The organism is Mesorhizobium sp. ISC11 (genome assembly GCF_037162595.1).
GTDB classification, from domain to species: Bacteria; Pseudomonadota; Alphaproteobacteria; order Rhizobiales; family Rhizobiaceae; genus Mesorhizobium; species Mesorhizobium ciceri.
Window position 1 is genome coordinate 1442679 of sequence record NZ_JAVSPW010000001.1, and the last position, 23420, is coordinate 1466098.

The 23420-nt window shown below is 62.5% G+C and carries 22 protein-coding genes and 1 tRNA gene; 9 read left to right on the plus strand and 14 right to left on the minus strand.

From position 1 onward, the window contains the following. Positions 1–36 precede the first annotated feature (36 nt). The 7 genes from RPF88_RS07320 to RPF88_RS07350 form a co-directional block, all read right to left on the minus strand. Positions 37–957, minus strand: a complete 921-nt coding sequence (locus tag RPF88_RS07320; RefSeq protein WP_024503273.1) for an ABC transporter permease — start codon at positions 955–957, stop codon at positions 37–39. Further along, positions 957–2087 carry an ABC transporter permease gene (locus tag RPF88_RS07325; RefSeq protein WP_013531649.1) on the minus strand — a complete coding sequence of 377 codons (1131 nt, stop codon included), beginning with the start codon at positions 2085–2087 and terminating at the stop codon, positions 957–959. The genes RPF88_RS07320 and RPF88_RS07325 overlap by 1 nt, the downstream gene beginning before the upstream one ends. Continuing rightward, the gene (locus tag RPF88_RS07330; RefSeq protein ID WP_337122069.1) at positions 2084–3661 is read right to left on the minus strand and encodes an ABC transporter ATP-binding protein; all 1578 of its coding nucleotides are present in this window, start codon (positions 3659–3661) and stop codon (positions 2084–2086) included. Before RPF88_RS07330 ends, RPF88_RS07325 begins: the two co-directional genes overlap by 4 nt. A 133-nt stretch (positions 3662–3794) precedes the next feature. Continuing rightward, positions 3795–4772 (minus strand): quinone oxidoreductase family protein, encoded by a 978-nt coding sequence (locus RPF88_RS07335; protein ID WP_337122070.1) that lies wholly within the window; start codon positions 4770–4772, stop codon positions 3795–3797. A gap of 57 nt (positions 4773–4829) precedes the next feature. Further along, the gene (pcsA, locus tag RPF88_RS07340) at positions 4830–5636 is read right to left on the minus strand and encodes a phosphatidylcholine synthase (protein ID WP_024503276.1); all 807 of its coding nucleotides are present in this window, start codon (positions 5634–5636) and stop codon (positions 4830–4832) included. 23 nt (positions 5637–5659) lie between these two features. After that, on the minus strand, positions 5660–6274 hold the full coding sequence (locus RPF88_RS07345) for a DUF1326 domain-containing protein (protein WP_013531653.1): 615 nt from the start codon (positions 6272–6274) through the stop codon (positions 5660–5662). A gap of 14 nt (positions 6275–6288) precedes the next feature. After that, a complete protein-coding gene (locus tag RPF88_RS07350) occupies positions 6289–7227 on the minus strand; it encodes a DUF2182 domain-containing protein (protein ID WP_013531654.1) in 939 nt (312 codons plus the stop codon). A 70-nt stretch (positions 7228–7297) separates the two neighbouring features. On the opposite strand from RPF88_RS07350, the gene RPF88_RS07355 reads away from it, so the two are divergent. Next, a complete protein-coding gene (locus tag RPF88_RS07355; RefSeq protein ID WP_013531655.1) occupies positions 7298–8509 on the plus strand; it encodes a UbiH/UbiF family hydroxylase in 1212 nt (403 codons plus the stop codon). Here RPF88_RS07355 and RPF88_RS07360 read toward each other — a convergent pair. Continuing rightward, positions 8486–9448: an AEC family transporter gene (locus RPF88_RS07360; protein WP_013531656.1), complete on the minus strand. Its 963-nt coding sequence runs from the start codon at positions 9446–9448 to the stop codon at positions 8486–8488. The genes RPF88_RS07355 and RPF88_RS07360 overlap by 24 nt on opposite strands. Positions 9449–9573: 125 nt before the next feature. Here RPF88_RS07360 and hspQ point away from each other — a divergent pair, with 125 nt between their 5' ends. Further along, positions 9574–9897 carry a heat shock protein HspQ gene (gene hspQ / locus RPF88_RS07365; RefSeq protein WP_027161605.1) on the plus strand — a complete coding sequence of 108 codons (324 nt, stop codon included), beginning with the start codon at positions 9574–9576 and terminating at the stop codon, positions 9895–9897. Between the two features lie 73 nt (positions 9898–9970). On the opposite strand, the gene RPF88_RS07370 is transcribed toward hspQ, so the two are convergent. Continuing rightward, positions 9971–10600: an invasion associated locus B family protein gene (locus tag RPF88_RS07370; RefSeq protein ID WP_013531658.1), complete on the minus strand. Its 630-nt coding sequence runs from the start codon at positions 10598–10600 to the stop codon at positions 9971–9973. 260 nt (positions 10601–10860) lie between these two features. Between RPF88_RS07370 and RPF88_RS07375 the strand changes: the two genes are divergently transcribed. Both RPF88_RS07375 and RPF88_RS07380 read left to right on the plus strand, forming a co-directional pair. After that, entirely contained in the window at positions 10861–12681 is a 1821-nt protein-coding gene (locus RPF88_RS07375) for an extracellular solute-binding protein (RefSeq protein ID WP_013531659.1), read from the plus strand. Positions 12682–12698: 17 nt separating this feature from the next. Continuing rightward, positions 12699–13379, plus strand: coding sequence for a DsbA family oxidoreductase (locus RPF88_RS07380; RefSeq protein ID WP_013531660.1), 681 nt, complete (start codon positions 12699–12701; stop codon positions 13377–13379). 38 nt (positions 13380–13417) lie between these two features. Here the strand turns inward: RPF88_RS07380 and RPF88_RS07385 are convergent, their stop codons facing one another. Continuing rightward, complete coding sequence (locus RPF88_RS07385) at positions 13418–13846, minus strand: hypothetical protein (protein ID WP_024503284.1); 429 nt, start codon at positions 13844–13846, stop codon at positions 13418–13420. Between the two features lie 602 nt (positions 13847–14448). Between RPF88_RS07385 and RPF88_RS07390 the strand changes: the two genes are divergently transcribed. Together RPF88_RS07390 and mgtE are read left to right on the plus strand one after the other, a co-directional pair. Continuing rightward, complete coding sequence (locus tag RPF88_RS07390; protein ID WP_337122071.1) at positions 14449–16353, plus strand: ABC transporter ATP-binding protein/permease; 1905 nt, start codon at positions 14449–14451, stop codon at positions 16351–16353. Between the two features lie 273 nt (positions 16354–16626). After that, positions 16627–17991, plus strand: coding sequence for a magnesium transporter (gene mgtE / locus RPF88_RS07395; RefSeq protein WP_337122072.1), 1365 nt, complete (start codon positions 16627–16629; stop codon positions 17989–17991). Positions 17992–18051: 60 nt separating this feature from the next. On the opposite strand, the gene gor is transcribed toward mgtE, so the two are convergent. The 3 genes from gor to rpiA all read right to left on the minus strand — a co-directional run bounded on the left by gor (position 18052) and on the right by rpiA (position 20880). Further along, positions 18052–19443 (minus strand): glutathione-disulfide reductase, encoded by a 1392-nt coding sequence (gene gor, locus RPF88_RS07400; protein WP_337122073.1) that lies wholly within the window; start codon positions 19441–19443, stop codon positions 18052–18054. Between the two features lie 116 nt (positions 19444–19559). Further along, on the minus strand, positions 19560–20162 hold the full coding sequence (locus RPF88_RS07405; RefSeq protein WP_013531665.1) for a DUF2059 domain-containing protein: 603 nt from the start codon (positions 20160–20162) through the stop codon (positions 19560–19562). Continuing rightward, the gene (gene rpiA, locus RPF88_RS07410) at positions 20149–20880 is read right to left on the minus strand and encodes a ribose-5-phosphate isomerase RpiA (protein WP_027036598.1); all 732 of its coding nucleotides are present in this window, start codon (positions 20878–20880) and stop codon (positions 20149–20151) included. Before rpiA ends, RPF88_RS07405 begins: the two co-directional genes overlap by 14 nt. 323 nt (positions 20881–21203) lie before the next feature. Between rpiA and RPF88_RS07415 the strand changes: the two genes are divergently transcribed. After that, positions 21204–21887, plus strand: a complete 684-nt coding sequence (locus RPF88_RS07415) for a phosphoglycolate phosphatase (RefSeq protein WP_337122074.1) — start codon at positions 21204–21206, stop codon at positions 21885–21887. 129 nt (positions 21888–22016) lie between these two features. Then, a tRNA-Val gene (locus tag RPF88_RS07420) sits at positions 22017–22091 on the plus strand. A 402-nt stretch (positions 22092–22493) separates the two neighbouring features. On the opposite strand, the gene RPF88_RS07425 is transcribed toward RPF88_RS07420, so the two are convergent. Continuing rightward, complete coding sequence (locus tag RPF88_RS07425; RefSeq protein ID WP_013531688.1) at positions 22494–22847, minus strand: hypothetical protein; 354 nt, start codon at positions 22845–22847, stop codon at positions 22494–22496. 311 nt (positions 22848–23158) lie between these two features. Here RPF88_RS07425 and RPF88_RS33305 point away from each other — a divergent pair, with 311 nt between their 5' ends. Continuing rightward, on the plus strand, positions 23159–23392 hold the full coding sequence (locus RPF88_RS33305; RefSeq protein WP_127224137.1) for a GcrA family cell cycle regulator: 234 nt from the start codon (positions 23159–23161) through the stop codon (positions 23390–23392). Positions 23393–23420 lie beyond the last annotated feature (28 nt).

The following is a 23420-nucleotide window of genomic DNA, read 5'->3' on the forward strand; positions in this document are numbered from 1 at the left end:
TGAGTTAGCCTTGGAGCTTCCCGTTTGTTTTTGTTGTCAACGATCCGGAACGAATGGCTGCCCCAAGGAAGCCGGCGTGTTCATCATCGTCAGACGCTTGTTGCGCGAGATTAGAACGAGAACCACGACGGTTGCCAGATAGGGCAGCGAAGAAAGGAACTGTGAGGGCACTGGAATGCCAAAAGCCTGTGCATGAAGCTGGCCGATCCACACCGCGCCGAAGATGTAGGCGCCGGCCAGCACCCGCCATGGCCGCCAGGAGGCGAACACCACCAGCGCCAGCGCGATCCAGCCGCGGCCGGCGCTCATGTTCTCCACCCATTGCGGCGTGTAGACCAGCGAGAGATGGCCGCCGGCGAGACCGGCACAGGCGCCGCCGAAGATGACCGCGAGGTATCGGTAGCGGATGACCTTGATGCCAAGCGCATGCGCCGAGGTGTGGCTGTCGCCGATCGAACGCAGCGTCAGCCCGGTGCGGGTCTTGAACAGGAACCACATGACGGCGGCGGTCAGCGCGATCGAAATGTAGAAGATCGGATCCTGGCCAAACAGCAGCCTGCCGACCACAGGGATTTCCGTCAAGCCGGGAATGTCGAGGTTGGGCAGCCTTTCGCCGGGCTGGCCGACGAAGCTGGTGCCCATCATGCCGGACAGGCCAAGGCCGAGCAGCGTCAGCGACAGGCCGGTCGCCACCTGATTGGTGGCCAGCGACAGCGTCATGACGGCAAACAGCAGCGAGAACACCGCGCCCATGGCAATGGCCGCCAAAAGGCCGATCCAGGGCGATCCGGTGAGATAGGTTGCGCCGAAGCCGCCGACCGCGCCCATGATCATCATGCCTTCGACGCCGAGATTGAGTACGCCGGAGCGCTCGACCACCAGCTCACCGATTGCCGCGATCAGCAGCGGCGTTGCCGCGGTGGCGATGGTCAGAAGGATGTTTACGGTGATGTCCATCAACGGGCTTCCTTCAGCTTCGGTGCGGCTTCGAGTTTGGCCACGCCTTCCGGTTTGGTCAGCGCCAGGCCGACCAGGCGTATGCGGTAGTGGATGAGCGTGTCGCAGCCGAGCACGAAGAACAAAAGCATACCCTGGAACACCCGCGCCACCTTGTCGGAGATGCCGAGCGCGCTCTGCACTGCTTCGCCGCCGAGATAGGTCAGTGCCAGCACCAGTCCGGCGGCAACGATGCCAAGCGGGTTGAGACGGCCGAGGAACGCCACGATGATGGCGGTGAAGCCGTAGCCGGGCGAAATGACGGGCTGCAGCTGGCCGATGGCGCCCGAGACCTCCGAGATCCCGGCAAGTCCCGCCAGCGCGCCCGACAGCAGGAAGGCAAAGAACACCATCCGGTTGAGGCCGAAGCCGGCGAAGCGTCCTGCCCGCGGGCTCGAGCCCAGCACGCGCACCTCGAAACCTTTCAGCATGCGGCTCATCAGGATCCAGACCAGCACCGCGGCGACCAGCGCGAAGACAAAACCCCAGTTTGCCCGTCCGGCATCCGGCATCAGTTCCGGCAACACGGCCGAATCGTTGAACTGGATGGTCTGCGGGAAGCCATGGCCCTGCGGATCGCGCCACGGTCCGCGCACAAGCCAGTCAAGGAAAAGTTGCGCGACATAGACCAGCATCAGGCTGGTCAGGATCTCGTTGGTGCCGAAGCGCGTCTTGAGCAGAGCCGGGATCGCCGCATAGGCCGCACCTCCGACCATGCCGAGCAACAGCATCAACGGCAGCACCAGCGGGCCTTCGAACTGCGGAAACAGTACTGGAAGCATCGAGCCAACGATGCCGCCGAGGATGAACTGGCCTTCGGCGCCGATGTTCCAGATGTTGGCCTTGTAGCAAACCGACAGGCCGACGGCGATCAGGATGAGCGGCGCGGCCTTGATCGCCAGCTCATGCAACTGCCAGATTTGGCTGATCGGCTCGATGAAATAGATGTTGAACGCAGTCAGCGGATTGACGCCGAGCAGCGCGAACATGACGGCCCCGGCAATGATGGTCAGCGCGAAGGCGATGAACGGCGACAGGGCCGAAAACAGCATGGAACGCTGCGGACGTTTGACGAGTTCGAGGCGCATCATGCCGTCTCCAACGTGTGTTCGGCGTGACCGGGTTCGGCGCCACCCATCAGCAAGCCGACCTTCTCGAAGGTCGCCTCGGCGATCGGCATCGGCTTCGACAACTCGCCATTGTGCATGACGGCGATCGCATCCGAGATCTCGAACAGCTCGTCGAGATCCTGGCTGATCACCAGCACCGCCGATCCGCTGCGCGACAACTCGATCAAGGCCTGGCGGATGTGGGCGGCAGCGCCCGCATCGACGCCCCAGGTCGGCTGGTTCACCACCATGACGCTTGGCCGACGGTCGAGTTCGCGGCCGACGATGAATTTCTGCAGATTGCCGCCCGAAAGAGCCGCGGCCTCCGGATCCGGCGCGCTCTTGCGCACGTCCATCGCCTCGATGATGCGTTGGGACGCGGCCTGGATGGCGGCGCTCTTGACCATTCCGCCGGAACCGACGAACGCCTTGCCGTCGGTGGCATGGCGCGACAGCAGCAGGTTTTCGGAAAGCTTCATGCGCGGTGCGGCACCGTGGCCGAGGCGCTCCTCCGGCACGAAGGCAGCGCCCAGCAGGCGCCGTCCGGTGATGGTGAGGCTTCCCGAATCCTTGCCGCGAATGCGCACCGAGGCGGCATCCTGCTGCAGCACTTCGCCCGAAACGGATTCGAAGAACTCGCCCTGACCATTGCCGGCGACGCCGGCGATGCCGATCACCTCCCCGGCGCGGACGTTCAGGTTGATGCCCTTGAGCGGGATCGAGAACGGCGTTGCCGGTTTGCGGCTGAGGTTGCGGATTTCGAGCAGCGGCTGCGCCTTGTCGATGCCCTCGACCGGCGCGCGCACCACGGCCTGCACCTCGTTGCCGACCATCATTCGCGCCAGCGAAGAGGCTGTTTCCTCACGCGGATTGCAATGGCCGACCACCTTGCCGTGGCGCAGCACGGTGGCGCGGTCGCAGATGCGTTTGACCTCTTCGAGCCGGTGCGAGATGTAGAGGATGGATTTGCCTTCCGAGCGCAGGCGCTCCAGCGTCTCGAACAGCTTGTCGGCTTCCTGCGGCGTCAACACCGAGGTCGGTTCGTCCAGGATGATGAGCTGCGGCGTCTGCAGCAGGCAGCGGATGATTTCGATGCGCTGGCGCTCGCCCACCGACAGGTCGCCGACCAGCGATTCAGGGTCGAGCGGCAGGCCATAGCTGAAGGAAAGCGCCCTCGCCTTCGCAGCGATGCTGCTGATCGGTGAGCCGTCGTCCAGCGACAGCGCGATGTTTTCGGCCGCGGTCAGCGCCTCGAACAGCGAAAAATGCTGGAACACCATGCCGATGCCGAGCTTTTTCGCGACGCCCGGGCTGGAAATCCTGACGGCCTGACCGTTCCAGAAGATCTCGCCGGCATTGGGCTCCAGCGAGCCGAAAAGCATCTTGACCAGCGTCGACTTGCCGGCGCCGTTTTCGCCGAGTAAGGCGTGGATCTCACCCCTGGCGATGTCGAGATCGATATGATCGCACGCCGTCAGCGTGCCGAATATCTTGGTGAGGCCACGCACCTCAAGCAGGTTCGTGCCGTCCTGATTTGCACTCACAGTGCCTCCCATCTGGTTAGCCAGACATGTTCTGTGTTCCCGCAGGCATGGTAGGCGCGGCCGGCTCTCATCGGAAAGCGGCACACGTCTTGAAAGAGCTTCAAGAATTTCAGCGGAAATTCAAGGGATAGCAAGGCAGAACGAACTAAGGGATGAGAATGGTCGTCCCTGTGGTCCTGCGGCCCTCGAGGTCGGAATGCGCCTTGCCGGCGTCCTTCAGCGCGTAGCGCTGGTTGATCTTGATCTCGACCGCGCCACTGAGCACGACCTCGAACAGGGCGGCAGCAGAAGCGTCGAGGTCCTCGCGTTTTGCGTTGTAGACGAACAGTGTCGGCCTTGTTGCGAACAACGAGCCCTTCTGTGCCAGCAACGACATGCTGAACGGCGGTATAGGTCCCGAGGACTGGCCAAAGCTGACGAACATGCCAAGCGGCCGCAGGCAGTCGAGCGAAGCCGGAAACGTGTCGTTGCCGACCGAATCGTAGACGACATCGCATTTCTTGCCGCCGGTGATGGCGGCGACGCCGGCGACGAAATCCTGTTCCTTGTAGTTGATGACGTGATCGAAACCATGCGCCCTGGCGAGCTCGATCTTGTCGGACGAGCTGGCGGTGCCGATGACGGTGGCGCCGAGATGTTTTGCCCATTGGCCGAGGATCAGGCCGACGCCGCCTGCCGCGGCATGGAACAGGATCGTGTCGCCGGCTTTCACCTTGAACGTCCGCCGCAGCAGATATTCCGCGGTCATGCCCTTCAGCATCATCGCTGCGGCCTGTTCGTCGCTGATGCCATCCGGAACCTTGACCACGCGGCTGGCATCGATGACGCGTTCTTGCGCGTAAGCCCCCGTCGTCACGGCATAGGCGATGCGATCGCCCGGATTCAGCCAGTCGACGCCATGGCCGACCTCCAGCACCACGCCGGCGGCTTCGCTGCCTGGCACGAGCGGGAAGCCGCCGGGTGGCGGATAGAGACCGGAGCGATGGTAGACATCGATGAAATTAAGGCCGATCGCGGTGTGCCGGACCAGGATCTGCCCGGATCCAGGCTGGCCGGGATCAGCGTCCTCATAGGTCAGAACTTCCGGGCCGCCATTGGCATGAATGCGGATCGCTTTGGACATTGCTAGGCTTCCTGTGGGCTAGGCTTGTGGGGCCAGGCTCCCTGTGGGAGTGGCCGATCAGGCCTTTTTGGCACCGAGATTGGGAAAGAACTGCATGATGCCACCGATGCAGGCAAGATAAAGCCCGGTGATGGTGATGCCGATCTTGGTGAAGGTGCTGACCTGCTCGCCCAGCACGCCGATCTGATCGTAGAAGGCGGCGAGTGCCGCTTGGGCCAGGGCAAGCGCGCCGAAAGCGCACCACAACAGGGTCATCCCAAGGTTGATGCGCCGCAGCCGCACCACCCGCACCGGGTGGATGAAGTTGATCGGCACGAAAGTCAGGACGCCGGCCACCACCACCACCGCGAACGAAACCCATTGTCCGGGCTCGATGACGAACAGGGTGAACACCACCATGTTCCAGACCACCGGGAATCCCTTGAAGAAATTCTCCTTCGTCTTCATGCCGGTGTCGGCATAGTAGATGGCGCTGGAAACGACGATGATCGCCGCCGACAGGAATGACAGGCCCTCGCCCATGAAGCCGCGCTGATAGAGCGCGAAGGCCGGGATCAGCACGTAGGTCACGTAGTCGATGATGTTGTCGAGCAGTTCGCCCGACCATGTCGGCAGGATCTCCTTGACCTCGAGTTTTCTGGCGATCGGCCCATCGATGCCGTCGACGAACAGGGCCAGCCCGAGCCACCAGAACATTGCGGTCCAGCGCTCTTCACTTGCCGCCACGAGCGACAGGAAGGCCAGGAACGACCCCGAGGCGGTCAAAAGGTGGACGGAGAACGCCCTCGCCTGCGGCCAGGTGACCTTCTTCTTCGGGCGCGGAATCCGGTCCGTGATCTTTTTGGCGGCTTTTCGTGCTGCCAAATTCCTGGCCGTTGTGTTCTTGCTCACGGGCCCCGCCAATCCAGCTTGCAGATTTCGGCCGAACGGCCGGCGAAATTCCAATTGCGGCCAAAAGCCCGCATCTTGCTCTTGTCGGACCTGGCCACGATGATCTCGGGCGCGATCCAGTATTCCGAATTGCTGATCACCGTATCCTTGTCACGGTCCTTGCCTTGGATGGGTGTGACCGCTCCGTCGATAATCCTGGGTATCTGGAAGATACGCGTTTTGTCACGCGTCTCATAGGTGATCGGCACCTGCTCGACACCGAGGAATTTGCCGACGAGGATTGAGAGCAGCGATGTGGTTCCACCTGCCTTGCCCGTGAAGATCTTTGTCAGCGCCTTGACCGCATAGACAGAGGCGCGGCTGTCGATGAACAGGCCCGCGGTCCAGTTGCCGCGGCTCATATAGCCTGGGATTTCCATGATCAGCCCAAGATTGAGCCCGGACAGATCGACCTCACCGAAATGGCCGGCATCGATGCGAAACCCGGCCCATGTCTGGCAATAGCCTTCGGTCGGCGGATGATTGCCAAGCGAGAGCACGCAAGGGCAAAAAACCGTGCAATTGCAGGAGAGTACGAGCTCTCCCTTCATCGCCCAGCTCTGGTCTGCCATCGATTTTCCCCCACTCACAGCGAGACTACTAGCAGCGCGGCTGCCCAGACAAGCAGTATCGCACCGGCCAGCCGGGTTGGAACCCTGCTGGCCGTTTGTTTTTCGATCAGGGTGAACAGGCTGATCAACGCCATCCAGAAAACGTTCATGACGCCAACGGCGAACATCACCAGCATCAAGGCCCAGCAGCAGCCCAGACACCACAGACCTTGCGCGACACCGAGCCGAAAGATGTTAAGGGGCCTTGCGCTCCAGCTCGCGAAAAGGATCGAGAACGGGTTCTTGCATTTCTTAAGGCAAGCTTCCTTCAGGCCGCTGAACTGGTAGAGGCCGGCAATCAGCAGAGCGAGCGCACCGGCAATGCCGATGACCGGATCGAGCATCCCGGCTGACGAAGCGAATGCATGGACGGCCAAGGTCAGCGCCGCGAACGCAATTGAAGCGGCGAGCCAGACGCTGAGATAGCCGGCGACCAGCAGCAGCGGGTGAACGACCGGTTCGCCCTTGATGCGTGCCGTGTCAGCGATCTCGCAATAGGTGCGTATCATCGGCGCCGCCGAAGGCAGCATCGTCGCGATCGCCATCAGGAACCACATCGAAACGAGCGCGCCGGCCCGCAAGCCGAGACCTGCGTCCAAAGGCACCGGTGAGAGGCACAGCACAAAGAACCGTTCCAGGAAATAGGGCAGCGGCAGTTGCGGCAGGCTGCGAAGGATCGTGTCGCCAGGGGCGCCGACGCCCGCAATCCCTGTTTCAGCCCCGCGGATTGCCATCGCCGCAAGAGACAGCCATGCAAGCAGGATGCAAGCGCCGACAACGACGTTTACCGTGACCCGGGGATTGCGCGCGATGCCGGCCATGGCGCGGCCGGCGCGGTCGAGATGGCTGAAGTCGTCCTGCTGGCCGGTCATGACATCCGAATGGGCCGAATCGCCGCGTTGATCAAGCGGCATGATCTGACCTATATGCTGATCGAACGGCAGGTCGGGTGGACCGCCTCGCATTGCAAGCCGGAAGCCGATCTTGGAGCATCAGCAAACTGCGCGGATACTGGTTGCCGGCACGGGGCCGGCAGGGCTGATCGCGGCACTGGGTTTTGCCGCCGAAGGTTTCCTGGTGACACTGGTCGGGCCGGAGGCCACCGCCCCCGATGGTCGCACAACGGCCCTGATGAACCCTGCCTTGAAAGTGCTCGACCGGCTCGGCGTGCTCGAAGCCGTCATATCCAAGGCGGCGCCTTTGAAGGTGATGCGCATCGTCGACGCCACCAGCCGGCTGATCCGCAGCCCGGTCGTCACCTTCCGCGCCAGCGAGATCGACGAGGATGAATTCGGGCTGAACCTTCCCAACAGCGTCCTCACCCCGGCACTCGCCAGCGCCGTTGCCGCGCACGCCGGCATCGACTGGCTGAGGTCGATGGTGGCGAACTGGCATCTCGATGCCGAGCATGTTCGTGCCGGCCTCGCCGACGGCAGCTCGGTTGACGCATCGCTGGCGGTCGCCGCTGACGGACGCTTGTCACCGGCGCGCCAGGCGGCCGGCATCTCGACCTCGGCCCGGTCCTACCCGCAGGCAGCTCTCGTCCTCAATTTCGGCCATAGCGGCGACCACGCCTTCACCTCGACGGAATTCCACACCGAGACCGGTCCGTTCACGCAGGTCCCGCTGCCCGGCAATCGCTCCAGCCTGGTCTGGGTGGTCAAGCCCGAGACCGCGACCGAGCTCGCCGCGCTGGACGATGCGACACTTTCTCAGCGGGTCGAACAGCAGATGCAGTCGATGCTGGGCCGGGTGGCTGTCGAGCCGGGCCGGCAGATCTACCCGCTATCGGCGGTGACGCCGCTGCGTTTCGCAAGGGATCGGGTGGCGCTGGTCGGCGAAGCCGCCCATGTGTTTCCGCCGATCGGTGCGCAAGGCCTCAACCTCGGCATCAGAGACGTCGACGATCTAATTGGAATCGCTTGTGAAAATCGATCCGATCCGGGCGCAGCCAAGGCGCTTGCAGCCTACGATTTCAAGCGCCGCCCCGACATTCTGGCGCGCAGCAGCGCGGTCAACCTGCTCAACATGTCGCTGCTTTCCGACATGCTGCCGGCGCAGATGGCCCGCGTTGCCGGGCTCGGCGTGCTCGGAGGCTTCGCGCCGCTTCGGGCTTTTTTCATGCGCGAGGGGCTTCGTCCCGGCAGCGGTTTTGCCGCGCTTGCCGGCGGGTTAGGGAAACAGGTCCGGCGCTAGGATATTGTGCCGGATCAGGTAGAGCAGCCCGGTAACGGTCACGACCGACAGGCAGGTTGTGATCAGCACACTGGCCGACGCTCGCTGTACCCAGACGCCATACTGCTGGGCGATGACGAAGACGTTCGTGGCGGTCGGCAATGCGGCCAGAAGCACCGCCGAGAAGACCCATGTCTCAGAGAAATTGCCGATCCAGCTCAGCACGACATAACAGAGCAACGGGTGCAGGATCAACTTCAGCGCCGCGATCGGAACCATCTCATGCGGGACGCGATTGAGTGGCCTGAGCGCCAGCGTGACGCCCATGGCAAACAGCGCGCAAGGTGCGGCCGCACGGGAAAGATATTCTAGAAATCGCTCCACCGGCACGGGCGGTCGAAAGCCGATATAGGCGGCGCCGACACCCAGGGCGGTTGCGATGATGAACGGGTGCAGCACGATCTTGCGCACCACACCCAGCGCAAGCCGGAGAGGAGTGGTCTTCTCGTCGCCCGACAGCGCCATCATCATGGGCGCGATGGCGAAATGCATGATGTTCTCGAAACAGAAGATCAAGGCGACCGGCACAGCCGCCTCCTCGCCGAAGGCCAGCAATGCCAGGCCCGGTCCCATATAGCCGATATTGCCATAGGCGGCCGCGAGCGCCTTGATTGTCGATTGCGCTATCTCGCCGCGCGAGGTCAGGACCGACCCCATGAACATCAAGGAAAATATCATGAAGGTCGAGACGACCGAGCCGAAGATGAAGCGCCATTCCGTCAGGTCTTCGAACGGCGTCTTGGCAAGCAGTTGGAAGAAAAGTGCCGGCAGCGCGACATAGACGATGAACGTGTTCATCCAGCCGAGCGCCTCCAGCGGCTGCCTGGTGATGCGCGCCACCAGAAACCCGACAAAAATCAAGCCGAAGAACGGAAGAACAAGACCGATGACGTCAGACATTTTTATGCTGGTCCGAAACCCTGGCGCCGGGCTAGCCCGTTGCTTAATAGGGCGTCAAGCGCCTCGGGATTGAATTGATGCGCGGTCTGCGCCAAATAAGCTCAAGGAATTCAGTGGTGAGTACGATGAAAACAGCCAAATTCGCAATCGGACAGGTGGTTCGCCACCGGCTGTTTCCATTCAGGGGCATCATTTTCGATGTCGATCCGCAATTCGCCAACACCGACGAATGGTACGAAGCCATCCCCGCCGACGTGCGGCCGCGCAAGGATCAGCCTTTCTATCATCTGCTCGCCGAGAATTCGGAGACCGAATACATCGCCTACGTCTCCGAGCAGAATCTGCTTGAGGATCAGTCGGGTGAGCCGGTCCGGCATCCGCAGATCAAAGAGATGTTCGACAAGAGGCCGGACGGCGGCTACCAGCCGAAACGGCAGTCCACGCATTAGCCTACTGGAAGACAATCACAAAAAAAGCGGGGCATGAACCCCGCTTTTTTGTTGGCTCGGCGATATCGGCCGATCAGTTGGCGGTCTTCGCCTTGTCCTGCTCTTCCTTGAGCTTCTTGGCGAAATCCTGGTTGTTCTTGGCGACGAAGTCCTGAAGCTTCTTCTGCCTGTCCTCGATGTCCGACTGCTGCAGCGCCGGGCCGTCATAGGCGCCGCTGAAGCCCTGCAGGGCGATCTTGATCGGATTGGGCTGGTTCTGGAAATTGACGGAAGTCAGCGTGATCGCCTGGCCTTTCTTGAATGCCGCGACGAGCTGATCGGTCAGCGGCACTTCGGCCACGCAACGATCCGGGAAGCAGATCACATAGTCGAGCTTCTGCGCCTTGCCGGTGTCGATCTGCAGGCCGATGCCGGGAGGCACCAGACGGCCGGTCGGAACCGTCACCTGGAACACCTTGCGGTTCACCTTGCCCTTGAGCTCGATCAGGCTGACGCCGGTGACCAGCTGGCCATTGCCGGCAGTGGTGATGTTCTGGACGTTGCAGATGTCGACGTCTTCCTGCTTGGTGCAGGCCTTGAACCAGCCTTGCGGAATCTGCTGCTGCTGCTGTGCGGAAGCGGCGGGAAGCCCTGCGCCGAGAAAGCCGACCACGCCAGCGGCCATGACCGACAGGCGGTACGCGTTGCTGTTCAGGCTCGTCATGTCGTGCACTTCCTCTCAAATGATCCCGGGACCGGCTTCTTCGTGCCGTGTGGTCCAGCTACCTGTTGCCGAAATGAGGCAACAGAATGACTTCGGAGGGCGTGTTACACTGCAAGCGAGGCCGAATCCAGCCCGGCGCCTGCGATTCTTGGCCGTGCGATTTGGGCCGTGCGATTTGGGCTGATGTATCTGGCCGGAGCGCGGTGGCGCCATGCTAGGGTGCAGTCCGAATCATCAAGCCGCCCAGTAAGGAGACGGTCATGGGCCGCGTTCTTGTTTGGCTGATCACCGCGATATCGTTTCTCGCCCTTTCGCATCAGCCGGCCGCCTCGGAGCCGAAGCACGCCATCGCCATGCAGGGCGAGCCGGCGCTGCCGCCCGACTATACGCATTTCAACTACGTCAATCCCGACGCGCCGAAGGGTGGCTCGATCACCTATTGCGTCGTCGGCAGCTTCGACAATCTCAACCCTTTCATCCTCAAGAGCCTGCGCACCACGGCGCGCGGCATGATGGATACGATCTTCGGCAATCTGGTCTTCGAGCCGTTGATGCAGCGCAATGCCGACGAGGCTTTCACGCTCTACGGTTTGTTGGCCGACAGCGCCGACATGGATCCGGAGCGCAAGAGCATCGAGTTCCATCTCAATCCGAGGGCCAAATGGTCGGACGGTCAGCCGGTGATGCCGGAGGACGTGCTGTTCAGTTATGATGTCTACACCGACAAAGGCCGCCCGCCTTACAGCGACCGCATGGCCAGGGTCGCCAAGCTCGAAAAGACCGGCGACCACAGCGTGCGCTTCACCTTCAACGACAAGGCCGATCGCGAATTCCCGCTGATCATCGCGCTGACCCCGATCATCCCGAAGCACGCCTTCGACAAGGAGACTTTCGACAGGACGACGCTCAAGCCGGTGATCGGCAGCGGTCCGTATACGATCGCGCAGGTGCAGCCAGGCCAGCGCATCGTCTTCAAGCGCAACCCGGACTATTGGGGCAAGGATGTCCCCGCCAAGCGCGGTTTCGACAATTACGACCAGATCACCATCGAGTATTTCCTCAACGCCAACGCCAAGCTCGAAGCGTTCAAGAAAGGCCTCTGCGCCATCGATGACGACAGCGATCCGGTGAAGCGCGAGCGCGATCTCGATTTTCCGGCCTTCCACAAGGGCGACGTGATCGCCGAAACCTTCGACACCGGCATTCCGCCGGTGGTGACCGGTTTCCTGTTCAACACGCGGTTGCCGAAATTCGCCAACCCGGTCGTGCGGCGCGCGCTCGGCATGCTCTACGACTTCGAATGGGCCAACAAGAACCTGTTCGGCGGCAAATACACGCGCACGATGAGTTACTGGCAGAATTCCGAGCTTTCCGCGCTCGGCCATCCGGCCGACGACAGGGAGAAAGCGCTTCTGGCGCCCTACCCCGGCCGCGTGCCGGCCGATGTCATGGACGGCACATGGCGGCCGCCGGTGACCGACGGATCGGGCCAGGATCGGCGCGTCTTGAAGGCAGCTTTCGATCTTTTGAAAAGTGTCGGCTACCACGTGCAGAATGGAACGATGCTCGATCCCGAAGGCAAACCCTTCGGCTTTGAGATCCTGACCGCTTCGCAGGACGAGGAGCGCCTTGCCGGCATCTATCAGCGCACGCTGGAGAAGATCGGCATCAATCTCACCATTCGCAGCCTCGACGGCGATCAGATCCAGTCGCGCAAGCAGCGCTTCGATTTCGAGGTCTTGGTCGGATCGAGCGGCTTCAACAATTCGTTGTCACCCGGCATCGAGCAGAGCGGGCGCTGGAGTTCGACTGCCGCCCGGACGGAAGGCTCGTTCAATCTCGCCGGCGTCGCCGACCCGGCTGTGGACGCGGCAATCGAGGCGATGCTGCGCGCCCGTTCCAAGGAGGATTATGTTGCCGCCGTTCGCGTTCTCGACCGGCTGCTGATCTCCGGCAACTACATGGTGCCGATGCAGTACAACACGCAGCAATGGATCGCCTACTGGAACTACCTGGAACATCCGCAAAAGACGCCCATATTCGGGTATCAACTGCCAACATGGTGGCGCAAACCCAACTGAGGGATCAGGAGATCGAGATGAGCGAATTGAACGCCATCACCGTCGATGTGGTGTCCGATGTCGTCTGCCCCTGGTGCTTCATCGGCCAGAAGCGGCTCGACAGGGCAATCGCCGCCGTCGGCGATGTCGACGTGCATGTCCGCTGGCGGCCGTTCCAGCTCGATCCGACCATTCCGCCTGAAGGCAAGGACCGGCGCGAATACATGCTGGCAAAATTCGGCAGCGACGAGCGTATCCGCGAGATTCACGACCGCATCGAGCCGCTGGGCGAAGCGGAAGACATTTCCTTTGCCTTCGACGCCATCAAAGTGGCGCCGAATACGCTGGATGCGCACCGGCTGATCCGCTGGGCAGGGGCCGCCGGCGAAGCCATTCAGAACAGGCTTGTACGGCGGCTGTTCCAGCTGAATTTCGAGGAAGGCGCCAACATTGGCGATCATGCCGTGCTGGTCGAGGCGGCGCGCGAGGCCGGCATGGATGCGTCCGTGGTCGCCTCGCTTTTGCCGACCGAGGCCGATGTCGAGGCGGTGCGCACCGAGATCGCCACCGCGTCGCGCATGGGCATTTCTGGCGTGCCGTGCTTCCTGCTCGAGGACAAATACGCCGTCATGGGCGCGCAGGATGCCGATACGCTGGCCGATGCCATTCGCCAGGTGGCGGCCGCCAAGGCGCGCGGCGAACTGGACAAGGCCGGCTGAGGCCGGCCGGCCTCTCCTCTCCGCGACAGCGGCAGACGTTACTTCGCCGTCGCCTTGGCCTTGCTGATGAAAAATCCATGGCCGTTCGTGGCCGTGCAGGTCAGTCCCTTGGTTGACGACTGGCACGAGAACGGCCCGGCGCTCCAGCTGTTGCCGTAGCCAAGCTTATCGACATCGCTGCAGCAGCCCTGCTCGCCTGGGTTCTTGATCAGCGTTGCTGGCCCCTTCGGACCCAGGATAATCGTAAGGTAGCTCGGCTCGACGCGCGAGCAGCTCAGTTCCGGGCCGCCATCCCTCGGCTCATAGGTGCCGGTGCCGCCTTTGGGCGTGTAGATGCAGCCGATGTTGCCGGACGGCGTGTTGAACTCGATCTGGCCCTCGGCGCTGGCCGGAATGCTTTGCTCGCCGGCATGCGCCAAAGGTACAAAGGCAAAGAGGGACAGGATTGCGGCCGCGCGTGCAAGCATTGGGAGCTTCCTTGTTGAAGAACCGGACATGCATGAGTGTCGCCGATGCCGGGCAAGGTTCAATTCCAAGCGGATGAATTGTCAAACGCAGTCGCTTGTCTGACCCGACAAGACGGAACGCGCCGCTCGATCGATTCTCCCGTCAATTCCTGCCCCCGGCAGGGACGACCACGGCAATCCTGGCGTGTCACGAGCCGCAGATTTTCGAGCTCTTTGAGCCGTCCACAGTAAGAAAACCGGTCGCTCGATACGGTTTCGAGTTCACGAAACCGTGTGAAAGCCTTCCCTAGGGGAAGCCGCGCCAACGCCACGCCTCGATATATCAAGCACATGAAATTAAAAGCAATATCCGGATTTTTGTCGACCGTTGTCGCTATATTTCAGCATGTAATCTGTTGCCTCACGGCAACGGCTGTCGGGGCAATCCGGTCGGCCCGGTTTTAAATTAATGGAAAATGATCAATTGGTGTTACCATCCGTAACAAAAGAAAAAAGGTTTGGGCGGGATAGTGATTCGGGTCGGTAGACCATCGCAAGAGTCAGTACCGGAAAAAACACCTCGCGATGCCGCAGGGCGATCGCTTCTGACGCCGGTGTCGTCGATGCGCAGCTTCTGGGGCCTGATGCGGGCCTACTGGGTTTCCGACCGCTGGAAGGAAGCCTGGACGCTGACGCTGGTGATCGCGCTGCTCACGGCGTTGTCCAGCAAGGCCGGTGTCTGGTTCGCTGAAGCCTCGGGCGAACTGGTCAATTCCATCGCCTTCTTCCATGACGCCGCCAACACCACGCCGCTTCGCTCGCTTTTGGTCAATGCCGGCGTCCTCGTGCTGCTGGTCGTACTCAAGGACGCTGGCTTCACCGGCATCCGCAACCTTGTCTCGGCGACGTTGCACCGCAAATGGCGCGGTTGGCTGGACAGCCGCTTCAATGAAGCGCTGCTGGACGGCAATCATACGCATTTCCATGCCCAGCACGCGTCGACCGGCAGCGGCGCACCGGCCCCCGACAACATCGACCAGCGCGTCCAGGAATCCATCAAGGACATGACCGGTGGCGCCATCGGGCTCGCCATGGGCGTGCTTGGCGTTGCCACATCGCTCTATTTCGTCGGGCAGAAGCTGCTCGAAAACTCCGTCGAGGTGAAGGGGCTGGAATTCCTCGGCAGCTATGGCAGCGCCATCCTCGCCTTCCTGGCCGTCGCCACCTACGTGCCGCTGAACACTTGGATCGCGGTCAAGCTCGGCGGCCTGCTCGAGCGCCTCAACGTCAGGATGCAGCAGGCCGAGGGCAGCTATCGCGGCGAGCTGACGACATTCCTGCGCCGCTCCTTCCATGTCGCGGCGTCTCAGGGCGAAGGCGTGCAAAGGACCATGCATGGCCGGCTTTATGTCGACATCGACGGCACCTGGACGCGGCTGAACATCGTTAACACCGTCTACATGTCGTTCGAGCTGATCTACAATTTCATCGGTGCCCGCATTGTCGCCTACGGACCGGGCCTGGTGCCGTTCATCCACAACGGTCTCGACCTCAAGGGCTACATAACCGGCTCCGAACTGGTCAATTCGCTGATCGGCCAGTGTTCGTGGTTCATCCACGTCATGCCCGCCATCGCCACGTTGCGCGCCAACAGCCAGCGTGTCACCGAGCTGGCCAATGCGATCGAGAATGTCCAGCATCCGCAGGAATTCTACAGCCAGACCGGCCGCTCCGACTTCCACTATGCCAGCCAGAACCCGGTTTTCGGCCTGACCATCCAGAAGCTCGAACTGGCGCATCAGGGCGAGGACGCGACGCCCTTTCTCAGCGCCGCCAATCTGCGCTTCCGGCGCGGCGAATGGACTTTCCTGAAAGGCGAGTCCGGTTGCGGCAAGACCTCGCTGATCAAGGCGATCAACGGCCTGTGGCCCTATGGCCGCGGCACCATCGTCTTCCCAGAGGGCGTCAAGAGTTTCTATGCCGCCCAGGAGGTCAAGCTGCAGCCTGTGTCGCTGAAGCAACTGGTCTGCCTGCCCGGCTCCGAGCACGACCATGGCGATGCGCAGGTGGCGTCGGCGCTGCACAAGGCGGGGCTCGGCGACTTCATCGAGCACATGGCCGACGAAAGCCGCGAAGGCAAAAGCTGGGACCAGGTTCTGTCGGGCGGCCAGAAACAGAAGCTGGTGGTGGCTCGCATCGTGCTGCAGCAGCCGGGATTGCTGTTCCTCGACGAGGCGACCGGCGCGCTCGACCCCGATGGCAAGGTCGCCTTCCACCAGGCCATCAAGGACAACTGCCCCGATGTCACGGTGATCTCCGTCATGCACGAGGCGGTGGCGCCGAGATCGATGACGGGCAGCGAATTCTATCACAGCATCGTCGCGATCGCCGACGGCGTCGCCACCAAGAAGCCGCTGGTTCCGACCCTGCCCGCCGAACTCACCACCATTCTCGTGCAGCAAAGGCCGGTCCCAAGGCCGGTCGAAGACAAGTGGCTGCGCTTCTCGCGCCGGCTGAAGCAGAAATAACGGTTATTCCACCCCGGTCTGCCTGGTCGAACGGCGGCCGGTGATCACAGTCTCGCGATCTCGGCCGCTCGTCGGCATTTTCCCTCCTCACCGCGATTGACACGGCAAGGCGCGCTCCTATGTTGCGCCCGCTTGCAGATAGTAAAAATGCGAACCCGCAAGCGGAAAGGTCACCGCGCCATGCCTGGCGACAGTCACAGTCGAACGCAACAGCCGTCCGCCCTGACGTGACCTCACATGGTTCATGTCCTGCCGGACGGCAAGGAGTGAGCCATGAACGAATTTATCACGGTGGCAAGCGACGAGGCCGTCGCGATTGCCCGTATCCTAGCCAACGATCACGTCGCCGACATTGTCGAGGCCCTGAACAGGGAGCCTCGAGAGACCGCGACGGAACTGCTCTGTGAAGTGACGTTCGAACGTCTGGTCGAGATCTTCGATCAGCCGGAACTCGACGGCGCGTCGGAACTCATGGAGGCGCTGCCGCGCGCCAAGGCGGGCAAGCTGCTCACCGCCATGTCGGTCGACCGTGCCGCCGACATTTTGCGCGAGCTCGACGAGCCGGCGCGTTCCGAGCTGCTCGGCGGACTTGCGCCGCCGCTGCGCGCAACGCTGCTCTCCATCCTCGGCTATCCCGAAGGCAGTGCCGCATCGATCATGACGACGGAGTTCGTCAGCGTGCCCTCGGACTGGAGCGTCGGGCAAACGCTCGACTACATCCGCAAGGTGGAGCGGACGCGCGAGACCGTCTATGCGATCTATATCGTCGATCCGCAAACGCACCTGCTTGTGCGCTCGACGGGCCTGCGCCGGCTGATCACCGGTGAGCCGGACGATTCGATCATGACGGTGGCGCCGGATCATCTTCCGGTGACGGTCGGCCCGCTGACCGATCGCGAAACGCTGGCGCAGACGATCTCCAAATACGATCTGCTCGCCGTTCCGGTCGTCGACCATGGCAAGATCCTCGGCATCGTCACCATCGACGACATCATCGACACGATGATCGCGGAGACGACCGAGGACGTGCACCGTTTCGGCGGCATGGAGGCGCTGGACGAGCCGTACATGAAGATGAGCTTCCTCGCCATGATCAGGAAACGCGGCGGCTGGCTGTGCGCGCTGTTCATCTCGGAGATGCTGACGGCTAACGCCATGCAGAGCTATGAGGGCGAGCTGGAGAAGGCGATCGTGCTGACGCTGTTCATCCCGCTGATCATGAGCTCCGGCGGCAATTCCGGCTCGCAGGCGACCTCGCTGGTCATCCGCGCGCTGGCGCTGCGCGAGATCGGCCTTGGCGATTGGTGGCGGGTGGCGCTGCGCGAGCTGCCCACCGGCCTGGTGCTGGGCGCCATGCTCGGTGTGGTCGGCGTCTGCCGCATCGCGCTCTGGCAGTATATGGGCTTCTACGACTATGGCCCGCACTGGCCGCTGATCGCCACCACGGTGGGTGCTGCACTGGTCGGCATCGTCACCTTCGGTTCGCTGTCGGGGTCGATGCTGCCGTTCGCCTTGAAGCGCATCGGCTTCGACCCGGCCAGCGCATCGGCGCCGTTCGTTGCCACGCTGGTCGATGTCACCGGGCTGGTGATCTATTTCTCGGTGGCGCTGGTGATCCTGCGCGGCACGCTTCTGTAGCAACCATCTCCGCCGTGGCATGACCTTGCCGCGGCGGAGTTCCTCAACCAGGATTTGCCGTCAATCGACCCGCTCGCCGTCCTTCACGCGATAGGTCGGCTTGTACATGGTGACCAGTTCTTCCGCCGCTGTCGGATGCACGGCCATCGTACGGTCGAAATCGTCCTTGGTCAGGCCGGCCTTCAGCGGGATGCCGAGAAGCTGCGCCATCTCGCCGGCGGCCGGCCCCAATATGTGGGCGCCAAGCACTTTCTTCGACGCGCCATCGACCACCAGCTTTATCAGCATCTTCTCGTCGCGCCCGGACAGGGTGTGCCGCATCGGCCGGAATGTGGCGCGGTAGATCTCGATGTCGGAAAAGCGTTTGACGGCGTCGTCCTCCGACAGGCCGACAGTGCCGATCTCGGGCTGTGAAAAGACGGCGGTCGCGATCGTCTCGTGATCGGGAGCGGTCGGATTTCCCTTGAAGGCGGTTTCGATGAAGCACATCGCCTCATGGATTGCCACCGGCGTCAACTGCACGCGGTTGGTGACGTCGCCGATTGCCCAGATGTTGTCGACATTGGTGCGGGAATATTGGTCGACGGCGATGGCGCCGGTCTTGGTCATCTCCAGTCCGATGCCTTCCAGGCCCATATTCTCGGTGTTGGGAATGCGGCCGATGGCCAGCATCACCTGGTCGACGGTCAGCACCTCGCCACCGCTGACCAGCGCATCGAGCCGGCCGTCCGGCCGCTTGCGGATCCATTCGGACACGGAATGGCAGAGGATCCTTATCCCCTTCTTTTCCATCGTTTCGTGCAGCATGCGCCGCAGGTCCATGTCGAACCGGCTGAGGATCTCCTTGCCGCGATAGACCAGCGTGGTGTCGACGCCGAGACCGTGAAAAATGTTGGCGAACTCGACGGCGATGTAACCGCCGCCCTCGATCATGATCGCCCTGGGCAATTCCTTGAGGTCGAAAGCCTCGTTGGAAAAGATGCAATGTTCGTGGCCGGGCAGCGCCGGATGCGCCGCCGGGCGGCCGCCGGTGGCAATCAGAATCTGGTCTGCTGTGACGGTGCGATCCTCACCCAGGAGATGCACGACATGCGGATCGACGATCATGGCGCGCGAGTGGAAGGTCTCGCCGCCGGCGCCCTCGACGTTCCTGACGTAGATCGCCTCCAGCCGGCTGATCTCGCGATCCTTGTTGGCGACCAGCGTCTGCCAGTCGAAACTGGCTTCCGGCACCGTCCAGCCATAGCCGGCGGCGTCGGCGAAGTGCTCGGGAAATTGCGAGGCATAGACGTAGAGCTTTTTCGGTACGCAGCCGCGGATGACGCAGGTGCCGCCATAGCGGTATTCCTCGGCGATGCCGACACGCTTGCCGAGTGCCGCGGCGACGCGCGCCGCCCTCACCCCGCCCGAGCCGCCGCCGATGACGAAAAGATCGTAGTCGTAACCGGCCATGACGCGGCTCCCGGGCTTCAGAAATGTGTCAGACAGGTAGGCCGCAAAACGGCAAAAGAAAAGCCCGGACAGGCCGGGCTTTCGCAGTAGGCCGCAAGGCCATTTGAAAATGCGGGTCAGTTGTTGTCCGCGGGGGCCGCGCCGTCGGCGGGCGCTGCGCCATCGGCCGGAGCTGCGGCTCCGTCGGCGGGCGCGGCAGGTGCTGCCTGCGCCTTTGCCTTGGCGGCTGCGGCCAACGTTTCGCCGACCTGCTGGGCGAGATCGCGGCCGAGGCCGTTCTGCCAGATGTCGGCTGCCTTGACCAATTCGCGGGTCACCGTCGGGCCGCTATCGAGCAGCTTCTTGCCCGAATCGGAATTGTAGAAGGCGGCGATGTCGGTCAGTTCCTTTTCGGAGAACACTTTCGCGTAGGCGAGTGCTGCTTCCTTCTCGAGGTCGGCGCGGCGCGAGGCCAGCGCCAGAGCCTTCTCGTTGATCGTCTTGCCGATCAGTTCCTGCATGTCCGGGTTCTTCTGGATCAGCTGCGATTCGAGCGCCGCGGCTGCCTGCGGCAGGATGTTGTCGAACGGGTCGGTCGCGTGGATCGCAGCGACCGCCGCGCGGGCGGCCTTCAGGTGCGCTTCCGTGACATCCTGCGAAAACGCCGGCGACGAGAAGGCGAAAACGGCCGAGGCCGCCAGAAGGACGGAAAGGCTGCGAACCCGGTTATGCAACGTCATGATCGGTAGAACTCCCTGGTTTTCGGGCGGCATGGACGGTTTGGATACCGTCGCCGCCGGCGATGATGGCCGCTGAAGCCAGCCCGATGAAAAGACCATGCTCGACCACGCCCGGAATGGCGTGGAGAGCATTCGAAAGCGCTCTTGTATCCGGAATGCGGCCAAAAGATGCATCGAGGATAAAATGGCCGCCGTCTGTAACAAAAGCCTGCCCGCCCGTCATCCTCAATGTGACCGGTCCGGAAAGACCGAGCTTTTCAGCCGCTGCGGCAACCGCGATTTCAGTGGCGCGCAGGCCGAACGGATTGACTTCGATCGGCAGGGGAAAACGGCCGAGCGTCTCGACCATCTTGGAGCGGTCGGCGATGACGATCATGCGCTGGGACGCCGCGGCGACGATCTTCTCGCGCAGCAGCGCGCCGCCGCCGCCCTTGACCAGGGTCAGTTCCGGGTCGACTTCGTCGGCGCCGTCGACGGTGAGATCCAGCTCTGGCGTTTCCTCCAGCGTCGACAGCGGCACGCCAAGCTCGCGGCAGAGCAACGCGGTGCGCTCCGAAGTCGGTACGCCGATGACGGTCATGCCGGTTGCAACCTTTTCGGCAAGCAGCCGCACGAACTCCTCGGCCGTGGTGCCGGTGCCGATGCCAAGCCGCATGCCGTCGCTTACATGGGCGAGTGCTGCCCGCGCGGCTTCGACCTTCAACTGCCTTGCATCCATGTCGGTTATTGCCCCGGAAATTCGCTGCCGGGCTCGTAGCATTTTTGCCGGTCCGGTCAAAGCCCTGGACGGCGCTTCTCCAGGTGATGCTCAGTATAGGAATTATTTCCTTGACGGGTGAGTGCAGCTATGCTACATTTTTGCCTATGGTGCTGATTTGCGCCAACAACCCGCCGTCGAAGCGGGTTTTTTCATATCGGACGGGCCCGCTGCGAATGCCCGGCCTGATAAGCAGGCCCCGCCTGAACGAGCCGGCCCAGCGCTTGCCTCGACGCGCCGCAGCCGCTATCGCCTGCCCATTGCACACCTGCCCAGGACAGACCATGACCCAACCGATCATCGTGTTCGACCTCGACGGTACGCTGATCGACACAGCGCCGGACCTGCTCGACAGCCTGAACCACAGCCTGGCCGCCAGCGAGATCGCGGCGGTCGACGAAGCCGGCTTCAGGCGTTTTGTCGGTCACGGCGGCCGGGTGATGATCGAGCGGGCGCACGCCGCCCATCAGCGATCGCTTGCCGTCGAGGAGCACGACCGGCTGCTGAAACTTTTCCTCGACCACTACACGCTCAACATCCCCGGCAAGTCGCGCCCCTACCCCGGTGTCGTCGAGGCGATCGCGCGCTTCGAGGAGGCCGGCTATATCCTCGCCATCTGCACCAACAAATACGAAGCCAACTCGCTGGCGCTGATCGAGGCGCTCGGCCTGACCAAACATTTCGCGGCGATCGCCGGCCAGGACACGTTCGCCTTCCGCAAACCCGACCCGCGCCATTTGATCGAGACCATAAAGCTGGCCGGCGGCGACCCTCACCGCGCCCTGATGGTCGGCGATTCGCAAACCGACATCGACACGGCGAAAGCCGCCGGCATTCCGGTGGTGGCGGTCGATTTCGGCTACACCGACCGCCATGTGCGGGAGTTCGAGCCTTCTGCGGTGATTTCGCATTTCGACGCCCTGACGCTCGATCTGGCGCAAAAGCTGATTGCTGCCGCCGGAAACTGACTGGAAGGCGGCCGGAGACAGGGCGCAAAGCACAGCAAAACCGATCCGTGTCAGAACGCCGGACAGCGCCTTGACTTCCCGCACCCGCCTCCCTTATATCGCGGCTCGCTTGGCCTTCGGGCAACGAGCGGGCGATTAGCTCAGCGGGAGAGCACACCCTTCACACGGGTGGGGTCGCAGGTTCAATCCCTGCATCGCCCACCATCGGCCTTCCTGAACGCCGCACCCCAAAATGCCTAGCAACTACACCCCGCCCCTTGCCCGCCAAAATTCTTCTGGGCGAATTCCACGCGCTGCTGTAGCTCGCATATCTCTGGAACGGGCAGACGTCGGAGCCGTTTCGGACCTTCATCTGTTCGCGATCCCAAAACGACACCCTCGATGCGGTCGTCGGCGCAAAAGACCGTATAGCGTTGTTCCGGCTCAGCGCTCGGGCTTGCTCCATGGGCCGGGCTTCATCGAGCGCCACTTGCCCGACAGGTCGCTGACCGCTTCGTCCGTTAGCCAAAGATGCGTAGTCGCAGCAATGGAAGGCGGCGAGATAGTCGCCGCGCATGAACTCCTGTCGATGGGGCCAAACTCTGCCCTACGCCGGTCGAGCCGCGATCAGCGCTTCATCGCGTGCAGGATGGCCTGCATGTGCTCTTCCAGGTCGAGTTCGCCCCGAGCCTCGGCGGTCAACAGGTAATCGGCCTTGGCCCGGCGGTCGCCTCGGCTGATCGCAGGATAGGAGCAGATGGCAAGCAATGCTTCCTGTTCAATCCGGTCTGCCCTCTTGCGATCGTGGCTGCTGCTGCCCGCTTGATGAACAACCCTGTGAAGCCCGACATAGCTGGCTTCATGGGCTCCGATCAGCGCCCGCAATTCGGGTGAGGCCCCTTCCGCTTCGGCAAACGTCGGTTCAACAACCGAGGCCACGGCGGTGAACGCAAGAAGTGTACGGCGTGTGATTTCGGGCATGCCTCATATCCCTGCTGTCTGATCATGCAGGCACACCATAGCACCGGCGCAACGGTTCGAAGAGATGCTCCGGGACGCGACCGCACTGTCTGCTGACAAAATGTACTCGCTCCCGTAGCTCGCCCGCCCAGCAGCCAGTGTGGCCTTAAGTCGCAAGGATTGGCTTGCGAAAGCGGGGTTTCGGCCTTCATTGACGCTGCGATCGACACCATATGGTGATCCACAGCCCTCCAAACGAGAGAAGCTCGCTTGACGCGGTCGCATAGCGGCCGTCAGCCGGCAATGGCTATGAACCAGGAACCTGAAAAACCATGCCTGAAAATGTCAGACCAATTTCGAAAGACGTCCCCCTCATTCAGCTAGGCGTCTATCAGTGCCGCTTCCCGGTAAGCGAAGACCGGTCGGTACCCGGCGGTTATCGTTTTTGTGCCGGGCCGACTTCGGCGGATCGCGTCTATTGCGATCACCACCACAGCATCGTGACCGCCGTCGACCCTCGCCGAACCCGTTCAGGTCTCCACCCCGCTCAACGACGCGCCGCGTAAGTCAAGCGGGCAGCGGCCCCTCGTTCGG